Source organism: Intrasporangium sp. (genome assembly GCF_036566125.1).
In the GTDB taxonomy this organism is placed as follows: Bacteria; Actinomycetota; Actinomycetes; order Actinomycetales; family Dermatophilaceae; genus Intrasporangium.
The window spans coordinates 1-11,018 of the sequence record NZ_DATCWX010000154.1 but is presented as its reverse complement, the minus strand read 5'-3'; the positions used below and the strand labels follow the sequence as shown (position 1 = coordinate 11,018).

At 68.3% G+C, this 11,018-nt stretch carries 10 protein-coding genes and 1 pseudogene; all 11 read right to left on the bottom strand.

From position 1 onward, the window contains the following. Positions 1 to 405 (bottom strand): annotated as a pseudogene (locus VIR15_RS09220) (hypothetical protein); the annotation flags it as partial. Next, positions 402 to 1,019 (bottom strand): cytochrome b N-terminal domain-containing protein, encoded by a 618-nt coding sequence (locus VIR15_RS09215; protein ID WP_331927179.1) that lies wholly within the window; start codon positions 1,017 to 1,019, stop codon positions 402 to 404. The gene VIR15_RS09215 and the pseudogene VIR15_RS09220, both read right to left, overlap by 4 nt. Continuing rightward, on the bottom strand, positions 1,016 to 1,228 hold the full coding sequence (locus VIR15_RS09210) for a hypothetical protein (RefSeq protein ID WP_331927178.1): 213 nt from the start codon (positions 1,226 to 1,228) through the stop codon (positions 1,016 to 1,018). Before VIR15_RS09210 ends, VIR15_RS09215 begins: the two co-directional genes overlap by 4 nt. A 192-nt stretch (positions 1,229 to 1,420) precedes the next feature. Further along, positions 1,421 to 2,620: an amidohydrolase family protein gene (locus VIR15_RS09205; RefSeq protein ID WP_331927177.1), complete on the bottom strand. Its 1,200-nt coding sequence runs from the start codon at positions 2,618 to 2,620 to the stop codon at positions 1,421 to 1,423. Positions 2,621 to 2,687: 67 nt separating this feature from the next. Next, positions 2,688 to 4,004: an ABC1 kinase family protein gene (locus VIR15_RS09200; RefSeq protein WP_331927176.1), complete on the bottom strand. Its 1,317-nt coding sequence runs from the start codon at positions 4,002 to 4,004 to the stop codon at positions 2,688 to 2,690. A gap of 142 nt (positions 4,005 to 4,146) precedes the next feature. Next, a complete protein-coding gene (locus VIR15_RS09195) occupies positions 4,147 to 4,332 on the bottom strand; it encodes a (2Fe-2S)-binding protein (RefSeq protein WP_331927180.1) in 186 nt (61 codons plus the stop codon). Positions 4,333 to 4,389: 57 nt separating this feature from the next. Then, a complete protein-coding gene (locus VIR15_RS09190; protein ID WP_331927175.1) occupies positions 4,390 to 5,559 on the bottom strand; it encodes an acyl-CoA dehydrogenase family protein in 1,170 nt (389 codons plus the stop codon). Positions 5,560 to 5,627: 68 nt separating this feature from the next. Beyond that, complete coding sequence (locus VIR15_RS09185; RefSeq protein ID WP_331927174.1) at positions 5,628 to 6,422, bottom strand: alpha/beta fold hydrolase; 795 nt, start codon at positions 6,420 to 6,422, stop codon at positions 5,628 to 5,630. After that, complete coding sequence (locus VIR15_RS09180; protein WP_331927173.1) at positions 6,419 to 8,098, bottom strand: PHA/PHB synthase family protein; 1,680 nt, start codon at positions 8,096 to 8,098, stop codon at positions 6,419 to 6,421. The genes VIR15_RS09185 and VIR15_RS09180 overlap by 4 nt, the downstream gene beginning before the upstream one ends. A gap of 63 nt (positions 8,099 to 8,161) precedes the next feature. Next, positions 8,162 to 9,199 carry a YeiH family protein gene (locus tag VIR15_RS09175; RefSeq protein WP_331927172.1) on the bottom strand — a complete coding sequence of 346 codons (1,038 nt, stop codon included), beginning with the start codon at positions 9,197 to 9,199 and terminating at the stop codon, positions 8,162 to 8,164. Between the two features lie 4 nt (positions 9,200 to 9,203). Beyond that, positions 9,204 to 10,754 (bottom strand): long-chain-fatty-acid--CoA ligase, encoded by a 1,551-nt coding sequence (locus tag VIR15_RS09170; RefSeq protein WP_331927171.1) that lies wholly within the window; start codon positions 10,752 to 10,754, stop codon positions 9,204 to 9,206. Positions 10,755 to 11,018: the final 264 nt, after the last annotated feature.

The following is an 11,018-nucleotide window of genomic DNA, read 5'->3' as shown; positions in this document are numbered from 1 at the left end:
AAGGGCCGGATCGCCGCCCTCAACGGCCTTGAGCGGGTTGATCACGAAGTCATTCGCCGCGTCGATCGGGTACGTGACCCCGGCCCACTTCTGCAGCGGGATGCCCAGGAGCTTCTGCCCTTCGGCGGCGTTGTTGTAGGGCGGCCCGTAGCCGGCCGTGCCGCTGTCTCCGGACAGCTCTGCCGCGGCCGTCGCGACGACATCGTTTGGTGCCGCCTTGGCCCAGTCCTGCAAGGAGATTGCCCTCTCGTCGGGGGAGCCGAATGCGATGGCGAGGCCGACGGTGAGCACGACGACGCCCACGAGTGCGAGGACGAACTCCTTGACCAGGTCATAGCGCCGCGTCGGGAAGGTGTGCGAGTCGGCGGTGGGGGCGGCATGACGACGTCGCGCGCGTGTGCTCATGCGACCGGCTCCTGCGCGTCGATCGGTGGCACGACGCCCTTGCGGCGCACGAGGATCACGTGGACGACTGCGATGAGGCCGACGGCAATGGGCAGCAGGACAACGTGGAAGAGCACCATCTGGGCGGTGTTGAGCACGTTGAAGTAGGCCCCGATCCCGACCGAGTTGAGCCCATCCTTCGCCTGGGTGCTGATCCACTGGCTGTCGAAGTTTGTCTGGATCAGGTAGCCGGTGAAGGCCGTAGCGATCGAGGCAAGGAACGCCACGACCCCGGTGACCCAGGTCAGGGCACGCCCACCGCGCCAGGCCGCCATCCAGAACTTGCCCCACAGGTGGATGACCATGAAGAAGAAGAAGAAGAAGAGCTCGACCGACCAGAGGTGCAGGCTGTTGACGAAGTGGCCGGTGGTCGACGTGTGCCGCCAGTCGACGCCACCGAGGCTGAGCACGCACCCCGTGACGACGATGACGACGAATGCTGCGAGCGTGAGCACCCCGAACACGTAGATCCACGACGAGACGTATGCCGGCTGGTGGTCAGGAAGCGCCTCGCCGGGCGGGACGGTGTGCTCGATCCGCGCCCGCACACGCTCGGTCCACGTCGTGGAGCTCATCGGTCCACCCCCGCACGGTCGGGCGCCTCGGCGCCCCTGGGTGGATCGGTCGCCCGCTCGCTCGGCGGCTTCGGGAAGGGGATGAGCAGCACCGCGAAGAACACGACGATCATGAGCAGGATGATGAGCAGGTTGGCGATGGAGATGTGGACGACGCCCCAGTCGAGATACGCCCCGGCACCACCCTCCGCTGCCACGAGGGACACCATGTGACGCGTCCTTTCGAGATCGGGCAGTGGAGGTGATCCCCCGGACACGCGCTGCGAATCATTCGATCGTGCAGTCGATTGTGGACGACCACGCTGAGTAGGAGAAGGGACTGCGGCTGGGAGAATCCTGTGGGTCTTGGGGGCCCTCGGCGCCCTCCGGCCGCACAGCCAGGGGCAGCCTTGCCAACCTCGCTAGGCGAGGTCGACCCGGGTTCCGCGGACCAGCACCTCACGTGGGCTGCTCAGGAGCGAGACGTCCAGGGAAAGATCGCCATCCACGATGAGTACGTCGGCGGCATACCTCTGGGCCAGCCGGCCGGTCTCTCCCCCTAAGCCGCACGCCTCCGCGGCCACCGAGGTCGCGGCTGCGAGGGCCTCGGCCACGGTGTAGCCACCCTGGACCAACTCCCCGACCGTTCGCCACGCGTTGCCGTGGCGCTTGGCCGGGCCCATGCCGGAGTCCACGCCGGTGATCACGGCGACCCCATGCTCGCGCAGACGTCTGAACACCCCGATCCGTGACAGGTAGAAGGCGTCGAAGCTGGGGATGCCCAGCCGCGCCATGAGTTCCGCGAACTGGGGTGGCGGTGCGGGCATCAGCGCGTGGAAGGCGCGGTCGTTGCCCATGGTGAGGTCGACGTAAACGCCCCGGCGGGCCACCTCGTCCAGAAGGTCGTCATCGATCCGCGGGCCCTCGGGGGTCAGGCCGCTGAAGTGCTCGATCCCGTCGACGCCTGCCGCCAGAGCGTTCTGCATGCCGATGAGCGAGTGGGCGTGCGCCACGAGCGGTAGGCCCGCGGCGTGCGCCTCGTCGGCCAGCTCGGCGAGCTCGGCGACGGTGAACTGGGCTCCCATCTGGTCCGTCCCCGGCGTCGCGAACCCACCCGATGCCATCACCTTGATGACGTCAACGCCGCGTTCGGCGTGCTGGGCGACCGCCGCACGCAGGTCCCCTTCAACCGCTCCCCCGAGGAAGTGGCAGTGTCCACCCGGAGTCGTGAGGGGTGGCCCCGAAGCGACGACGCGTGGCAGACCGTCCCGTTCCCGGAAGGCGAGGGTGCGGAAGTCGCGGTCGCCCAGGTCCCGCACGGTCGTCACCCCCGCCCGCGCGTGAGCGCGCAGCGAGTCCTCGATGACCAGGTCGATCGTCTCGCCCGGCATCGCCCCGGCGCGCTCCAGCCCTCCCAAGGTGGCGTCGGCGACGAGGTGGGTGTGGCCGTCGATCAGCCCCGGCAGCACCGTGCCGTCGTACTCCGTCACCTCGACGCGGTCCGGCACGTCGACCCGGCCAGTCTCGAGGCCAACGATCCGGTCGCCATCCAGCAGGACAGTCGCATCGCCGGACAGGAACCGGATGCCATCGAAGGCATGCGCCGCACGGATCGCGCGCATGCCAGCAACTATCTCACCGCGGACCGCGTGCCGCCCCCTCTACAGGCGGCGCAGTGATGAGCAGCGTTCAGTCGTCACCATGATCGAGGCCGGGGACCCACTCAGCCGCTTCAGCCGAGAGCGGTACCGAGGCGCCGAGGAGGCACAGCACTCCGGTGGTGCCGGCCGCGACCCGTTGAACCAGCAGATAGCGGACCGGGGTGTGGAGCCTTCGCTGGGTGCGGGAGATGACCGACCTGGGGTCGGAGAACCGCGTGGTCAGGCCCCGCATCCAGGCTCGGGTGAACGTGAAGCGCTCGTTTCGGAGCGGCTCAAGCAGCGGCTCCACCAGGTCGAGCAGCGCCTCGGCGGTCACCTCGCCGCCACGAACGAGCCCCGCCGCATTCGCCACCTCGATGAGCCGGTCGGCGTCGCGGTCGCGTCCAGCGCGCAGGAGGGCCGCCAGACGGGGCGACCATCCGGCCGGCATCGCCAGGGTCGAGCCGAAGTCGACGACCGCGAGCCGCCCGTCGTGGAGGAGCCGGAAGTTGCCCGGGTGAGGGTCGCCGTGCAGCCGACCGACCCGCGGTGGACTGGACAGCAGGAACCGGCACAGCAACAGCCCGGCCCGGTCACGTTCGGCCTTCGTACCGCGGCGGGCGATCTGCGCCACCGAGCTGCCATCGACCCACTCGGACACGAGGACATGTGCTGCGACGTCGACCACGTCCGGCACCCGGAAGTCCGGGTCGTCGCGAAAGACGTCGGCGAACGCCGCCTGTGCATCGGCCTCCTGCTCGTAGTCGACCTCAGTCATGATCCGGGCAGTCAGCTCGCTGAACAGGTCCCCGGCATCGATGCCTGGTGCTGCCATCCGCAAGACCGGCACGAGCCGGTCCAGCTGTCGAAGATCGGTCGCGAGTGCCTCTCCGGCGTGGGGGTACTGGACTTTCACGGCGACCTCGCGGCCGTCCCGCCACACCGCATGGTGCACCTGACCGATACTCGCCGCAGCCGAAGGTTGGTCGTCGAACTCGACGAACCTGCTGCGCCAGTCGCGGCCCAGCTGCTCGGCAAGCACCTGGTGGACCGTCCGCACGGGCATGGCGGGAGCAGCCTCCTGCAGCTTGGTCAGCGCCTCACCATACGGTCCCGCGAGCTGCTCGGGCAGGGCCGCCTCCATCGCGGAGAGCCACTGCCCACCCTTCATCGCTCCACCCTTGAGCTGCCCGAGGACACTGAACAGCTGCTCAGCCGTGCGCGCCTGCACCTCCTCAGCGATCACCTCAGCCGGCCGACCACCAAGCCGCTTGCCGAGACCCAGGGCCCGACGGCCCACGAACCCGGCCGGGACCGCAGCCAGCCGAAAGCCCCTCGTCAGCGCTCGGGTTGGAAGGTCGGCCATCCCTCATCGTGCCACCGAGCCCCCGGCCATGTTGTCCGGCGCGCACTCAGCACACTCAAGGAGGGCGGGAGGTGCGGAGCCGAGCGCCGGGCTGGGAGCGAGCCCAGCGGCATACGGCATCTCCCCACGTGCGAGTTGCCGCTCAGGCGGGGTCCGCGACGCCCAAGGCGAGGGCGCTCGCCTGAACCTCACTCTTGACCGAGAACACGCACATGCCGCAGTCCTGGCCGGCGCCCGTGTCGCGGCAGACCTGCGCCAAGGTCCGGGCACCCTCCCTGACCGCACGATCGACACATCGGTGGGTGACGGTTTTGCAGTGACAGATCATCATGCCGGTGCTCCTGTCGGCTGTCGTTCTGGTCAGGCGATCGCCGGGTGGCGAGCCTTAGCGCATCTCGAGAAGGTGGCGCGCCATGACGACGCGCTGGATCTGGTTCGTGCCTTCGTAGATCTGCGTGATCTTGGCGTCTCGCATCATGCGCTCGACCGGGAAGTCCTCGGTGAAGCCGTAGCCACCAAGCAGCTGCACGGCGTCCGTAGTGACCTGCATGGCCACGTCTGAGGCGTAGCACTTCGCAGCGGCGCTGAAGAAGGACAGGTCGGCGTCGTTGCGCTCTGACTTGGCCGCCGCGACGTACACCATGTGGCGTGCTGCTTCCAGTGTCATCGCCATGTCCGCGAGCATGAACTGGATGCCCTGGAAGTCGGCGATCCGCTTGCCGAATTGCTTCCGCTCCTTGACGTAGTCCAGCGCGAAGTCGAGGGCGCCTTGCGCGATACCGACCGCCTGCGCGCCGACGGTGACGCGGGTGTGGTCCAGCGTGCGCAGGGCGATCTTCAGCCCCTCGCCGGGTTCGCCGATGATCCGGTCACCGGGGATCCGCACGCTGTCGAAGTGGAGCTCGCGCGTCGGTGAGCCCTTGATGCCAAGCTTCCTCTCCTTCTCGCCGAAGGAGAAGCCGGCGTCGGACTTCTCCACCACGAAGGCGCTGACGTTCGAGCCGCGCTTGCCGTCGGGGTCGGTCACCGCGAGGACGGTGTAGTACTCGGAGAAGCCGGCATTCGTGATCCAGGACTTCTGGCCGTTGAGCACCCAGTCGTCGCCGTCGGCCATGGCTCGGGTCCGCATGGCGGCGGTGTCGCTGCCAGCCTCGCGCTCGGACAAGGCGTAGGAGAACGTCGTGGCGCCGTTGGCCAAGGGGCGCAGGTACTTCAGCTTGAGCTCCTCGGAGCCGGCCAAGATCAGTGGCGTGCTGCCCAGCTTGTTCGCTCCGGGGATCAGGGACGAGGAGGCGCACACCCGCGCGACTTCCTCGACGACGATGGCGCAGGCGACGGCGTCCGCGCCGACACCGTCGTACGCCTCCGGCACATGCGGAGCGTGGAAGTCGGAGGCGACGAGCGCGTCGTATGCCGCGGTGGGGAACGAGGCGGTCCGGTCCACCTCCGCGGCGTACGGAGCGATCTTGTCCTCTGCGACGGCGCGGACGGCCTCGCGGAGCGCCTCGTGATCCTCTGAGATCTGAAACAGGTCGAAGGTCGAAGTGGGCTTCATGGTGGGCACCTTTCTGGGCGATGGGCGCGAGCCGGTCCGGCTTCGCGGTGGGGTGTGTCGAAGGAGGGTCAGTGGGTCGGTCGATTGAGGAAGTCGGTGATGACGGGGAGCACGTCCGACGCGCTGTCGAGGAGCAGGAGGTGACCTCCGCCGTTCACGACTTCCAGGCGGGCGTTCGGGATCAGGCAGGCGATGACGCGGGCGTTCGCCAGCGGCACGATCGGGTCGTCGTCGCCATGCACGACGAGGGTCTGGATCCTCAGCCGGTGCAGCCAGGGAAGACTGCTCCATCCCGCGGTCCCGGCGAGTCGGAACATCCAAGCCTTCAGATGGGCGGGCGGCCTGAGGTCCATCTCGTGCAAGAGCTCTGGCTGCTGGCGTAACCGGCCGCCGAACACACGGCCGGCCTGCTGCTCGAGGGCCCCCAGGTCGGCATATGCCTTCGGTCTCGCGAACTGCGCCAAGATGTCCGGCCTGCCGGGCACCCCGATGTTGCCGGGCCCGGTCGAGACAAGAACGAGCCGGTCAACCCGGTCGGGAAACGACCTGGCCAGCTCCTGCGCGACCACCCCGCCGAGGCTCACGCCCAAGATGTGCGCGCGCTCGACACCGACCGCATCGAGGACCTTGGACGAGAAGCGCGCGAGGCTTCGCACCGAGTATGGCCGCTGCGGCAGGGCGGTGCTGCCGATACCAGGCGGGTCGAAGGCGATGGTCCTGAACCCGTGCAGGAACGGCAGGACGTCGTCCCACATCGGCACCTGGCTCCACAGGCCGCCGATCAGCAGCAGGGGCGGTCCTTCGCCACGAACCTGCACTCGGGTCCCGAGCCCCTCGATGACGTGGGTCGTGTCGGTGCTCATCGCTCCCTCACGTAGCGACCCGGTGCGGCCTCGATCGGCCGGTGTCGCCGGCTGCCCAGCTTCTTCGGAGCCGGGCGCTCGTCGCCCGACCTGGCCCGTGCCCACTCGGCCCAGTGCAACCACCAGGAGCCTTGGTGCTTGTCCGATCCCGCGAGCCAGCGCTCGGCGTCCAGGCCGACGGCGGGTCCGGTCCGGAAGTGCGCCTTCGGGTTGCCAGGAGGGTTGACCAGGTGCTGGATGTGCCCGCCGCCCGAAAGGATGAAGGTGGAGTCGCCGCCGAAGAGCTGGGTGGTGCGATACGCGCCCTGCCAGGGGACGAGGTGGTCGGTTTCGGCGCCGACGACGTAGGTATCGGCGCCGACGGCGCCGAGGTCGACTGGCGTGCCCAGTACGGTGAGCCCCTCAGGCGTCGCCAGCAGGTTGTCCATGGCGATGTCCAGCAGGTCACGCTGAAGGGCGCCCGACACGCGTGTCGTGTCGTTGTTCCACGCGAGGATGTCGTGCTGCGGCGGGTCCTGTCCCAACAGGTAGTTGTTGACCCACTGGTTCCAGACGAGCTCGTTCGGCCGCAGCCAGGAGAAGATCGCGGCGATGGCCCGGCCGTCGACGACATTGGTGGCTTCGGTGCCCAGTCTCGCGGCGGTATGCAGCGCGGGGTGCAGTGCGAGTCCCGCAACGTTGGGCACCGCCATGTCGAGCTGGCTGACACCGAAGCCCGCGTACGCAATCCGGTCATCGCCGATCGCGGTGAGGTGCGCCATGACAGCGGCGAGCAGCTGGCCACCGGCGCAGAGACCGACTGTGCCGACCTGCTCAGAACCGGTGATCTGCCGGATCGCGTCCGTGGCGTCCAGCAACGCCTGCGCATACGTGTCCAGGTTCCAGTCGCCGTGCTCCGGGCCGGGATTGCGCCAGCTGGTGACGAACACTTGCAGCCCCTGGCCGAGCGCGTACTCGATGAAGCTGCGGTCCTTGGCAAGATCCAGGATGTAGTGGCGGTTGATGACCGACCAGACGACCAACAGAGGCACGCTGCGCACCGTCGCGGTGGTGGGCGAGTACTGGATGACCTCCAGGACCTCGTTGCGGAACACGACCTGCCCCGCTGTCGCACCGACGTTCTCGCCGACGACGAAGGGCGTGGAGTCCACCTGTCGCGGCATTCCCCGGTTGTGCTTGACGTCGGCTGCCAGGTTGCGTCCGCCACGCACCAGGCTCATCCCGAAGGTGTCGAAGGCATGCTTGAGCGCGGTCGGGTTGCCGACGAGCGTGTTCGTCGGGGACAGGCCGGTGGCAAGGATGCCGGCGGCGAACCGTGCCCGCTCCCGGGTGGGCCAGTCGATGTCAGCGTCCTCGACCGCTGTGCCGATGGCCCGCTCGACCGCCAGGTACGCCTGGCTGAGCCTTCGGTAGACCGGGTGCGAGCACCATGCGGGGTCAGTGAACCGCCGGTCGCCCCTCTCCGGCTCGATCGTCGACCGGCCCGTCACGGCCGCTGCAACATCGAGGGCCAACGAGCCGCTCCGGTGAACGAGGTCAGGAGTCCGTGCCAACGCGGTGACGAGGGCACCGGCGCTGTTGCCGGGCGTCTGCTTCTCGGCCGACGAGCCGTTCACGAGGTACATCTGGGTCCGTTGCCGATGGTGGGCTGTTGTGTCGTCCCGGTTCGTGGTCACGACATCACCGGCTCCACCGCGTAGCGGCCTTCTTGCTCTCTGCATGGGTTCCTACCTTGAGATTCAGCGGCCGGTGACGAGAAGGATTCCGGCCAGGGAGACTCCACTGATGAAGAGAGTTCCCAGGGTTGACACGACCAGGGCGGCCCCGCTCCCGCGGAGGAGCGATGCGATCTTCACGCTGCAGCCCATCCCGAACAGGGCTGCGCCCAGTGCGGCCACCTGAACCTGGGCGATCCCCCCGAGAACGGCCTCGGGAATCACCCCGGTGCTCCGGAGCGCCACGCAGGCAAGGAATCCCAGGACGAAGAGGGGCACCAGCGGCGTACGCCTGGTCCCGCTGACGCGAGCCGGCGACGTGACCCGCTGCAGCACGCTGACGACGGCCACGACCGGGGCCAGCATGACGACACGGGTGAGCTTGACGACGATCGCGACTGCGACGATGGCCGCCCCGGCGGGACTTGCGGCAGCCACCACCTGGCCCACCTCGTGGACGCTCGCCCCCGCCCACTCGCCGAACTGAAGACCGGTGAGACCCAAGGGTCCTTGGAGCAGGGGAAGCAGGATCAGCGCCAAGGTCCCGAAGAGCGTCACCATCGCGATCCCGACGGTCACGTCCTCTTCGTCGCCAGCAGCGGTCTCCTCCATCGCTGCGATCGCCGAGGCGCCGCAGATGGCGGTTCCGGTGCCGATCAGCAGGCTGCGGGCCGGGCTCAGGCCCATCCGGCGCCCGAGCCAGGTCGTGAAGACGAGGGTCCCGACCAGGCTCACGGCGACGACCGCGATCACCGGCAGACCGAGTGCGCTGATGGACGCGAAGGAGACTGAGAACCCGAGCAGGACGACGCCGACCCGGAGCAGCCGCTTCGTCACCTGCCCGAGCTGTCGCGTCCCCGTCCGGGGAAGCAGCCCGAGGTTTGCGGCGGCCACGCCCAGGCCAATCGACCACGTGAGGATGCCGACCTGCGGGACGAGCCGGTGACCGAGCATCGCCCCACCGAGCCCGAGTGCCAGGACAGCGAAGCCCAGCACGGCGTTGAGCCAGGCCGGTCGGGGCCGCTTGAGGACCTCCACCTCACGGCTGACAGTCATCGTCATGGGATCAGTCCACCGCCAGCTCGCGCTTGAGGATCTTGCCGGTAGAGGTCATCGGCAGGGTGCTGACGAACTCGACGACGCGGGGGTACTTGTAGGCAGCCATCTGCTCCTTTCCCCAGGACAGCAGCTCCTGTGCGGACACCTCGGCCCCGGGCTCGCGGATGACGAATGCCTTGACCTCCTCGCCGTGCGAGTCGTGCGGGACGCCGACGACGGCTGCCAGCGAGACATCGGGGTGCGTCATCAGCACTTCCTCGATCTCACGGGGATACACGTTGAAGCCGCCGCGGATGATCATGTCCTTGGCGCGGTCGACGATGTAGAAGAAGCCGTCCTCGTCACGCCTGGCGAGGTCGCCCGTGCGGAACCAGCCGTCGCGCATGACCTCAGCGGTCGCCTCCGGGCGGTTGTAGTAGCCCTTCATGACATTGTGGCCACGGATCGCGATCTCTCCGATCGTGTCCGTGCCCTCGACGACGTTCCAGTTCTTGTCGACGAGCTGGCACTCGACACCCCAGATCGGCACGCCGATCGAGCCGGGACGTGGTGCGCGGTTCCGGTCAGCGAAGGTCGCGAGCGGCGACGTCTCCGACAGCCCGTAACCCTCGAGAATCTGTACGTGGAAGCGGTCCTTGAACTGACGGATGATCTCCACGGGGAGGCTGGCGCCCCCGGAGACCGCGATCCGGAGGTTCGTCGCAATGAGGTCGACGTCCACGTCGTCGGTGAGGGCGCCGAGCAGCCCCCAGTACATCGTCGGCACTCCGGCGAAGAAGGTGATCTTCTCCTTCTGCAGTAGCGCAACGGCCTTGTCCGCGTCGAACCTGGGCAGCAGGACGATCGTCGCGCCGACGGCGAAACCCGCATTCATCTGCACCGTTGAGCCGAATGAGTGGAACAGCGGCAGCGTGACCAGGTGGACCTCGTGGTCGGCAGCGCCGAACTGACGATTGCACGTGAGGGCGTTGAACAGCAGGTTGGCGTGCGACAGCTCCGCGCCCTTCGGCTGGCCGGTCGTCCCGCTGGTGTAGAGGATCACGGCAGTGTCCGTCGGCCCGGTGACGGCGGTGTCGAAGGCCGGGGGCTGATCGGCCAGCGCCGCTCCGAGCGTCTCGGCGCCGTCGATGGGCGAGTCGGCCCCTGGCGACGCGGTGATGACGAAGAACGTCTCGCAGCTGCCGGCCTGGTTGAAGCCGGCCCAGCCCTCAGCGCCCATGGGAAGCTCGGGTGTGCCCTCGAAGCACAGGTACGCCTTCGCGTCCGAGTCGTCGAGGTGGTACGCGACCTCACGCCCCTTCAGGAGCACGTTGAGCGGCACGACGACTGCGCCCGTCTTGAGGATCCCGTAGTAGACGGCTGGGAAGTGGGGCAGGTTCGGGCAGGACAGCGCCACCTTGTCACCGGGCCGTATGCCGCGGCTCACGAGCAGGTTCGCGATCTGGTTGGCGAGGGCGTTCAGGGTCTGGTAGTCGAGGCGGACGTCGCCCAGCACGACCGCATCGCGGTCCGGGTGGCGGTTGGCGCTGTCCTCGAGCAGGACGGAGAGGTTGAGCATGGTGGAGATCCTTGGTAGCTGGGGTGAGAGGAGGGCCGAGCGCGGGCGGCGCGCCGACGGCGACCGCGTCCTGGCGCGAGATCGCTCGGCTGGTCCGTCTGCCCTTTGACGGCTCGACGGGCTGTTGATTCGAAGGTAGGTGGTCAGGGCATGGAGCGCTGTACGGATTGGGACAAGGTCCTGTCCCATTGAGGTCACCGTCTACAGCCCACGCACTCAACGAATTCAGCGCACCCACCGATGGCCGGCGGGGCTGGCGGGGCG

Coding starts and splice junctions, on each gene's coding strand:
- VIR15_RS09195 (WP_331927180.1), bottom strand. CDS start 4,332: ATGATCTGTCACTGCAAAACCGTCACCCACCGATGTGTCGATCGTGCG.
- VIR15_RS09205 (WP_331927177.1), bottom strand. CDS start 2,620: ATGCGCGCGATCCGTGCGGCGCATGCCTTCGATGGCATCCGGTTCCTG.
- VIR15_RS09175 (WP_331927172.1), bottom strand. CDS start 9,199: ATGACGATGACTGTCAGCCGTGAGGTGGAGGTCCTCAAGCGGCCCCGA.
- VIR15_RS09210 (WP_331927178.1), bottom strand. CDS start 1,228: ATGGTGTCCCTCGTGGCAGCGGAGGGTGGTGCCGGGGCGTATCTCGAC.
- VIR15_RS09190 (WP_331927175.1), bottom strand. CDS start 5,559: ATGAAGCCCACTTCGACCTTCGACCTGTTTCAGATCTCAGAGGATCAC.
- VIR15_RS09215 (WP_331927179.1), bottom strand. CDS start 1,019: ATGAGCTCCACGACGTGGACCGAGCGTGTGCGGGCGCGGATCGAGCAC.
- VIR15_RS09200 (WP_331927176.1), bottom strand. CDS start 4,004: ATGGCCGACCTTCCAACCCGAGCGCTGACGAGGGGCTTTCGGCTGGCT.
- VIR15_RS09185 (WP_331927174.1), bottom strand. CDS start 6,422: ATGAGCACCGACACGACCCACGTCATCGAGGGGCTCGGGACCCGAGTG.
- VIR15_RS09170 (WP_331927171.1), bottom strand. CDS start 10,754: ATGCTCAACCTCTCCGTCCTGCTCGAGGACAGCGCCAACCGCCACCCG.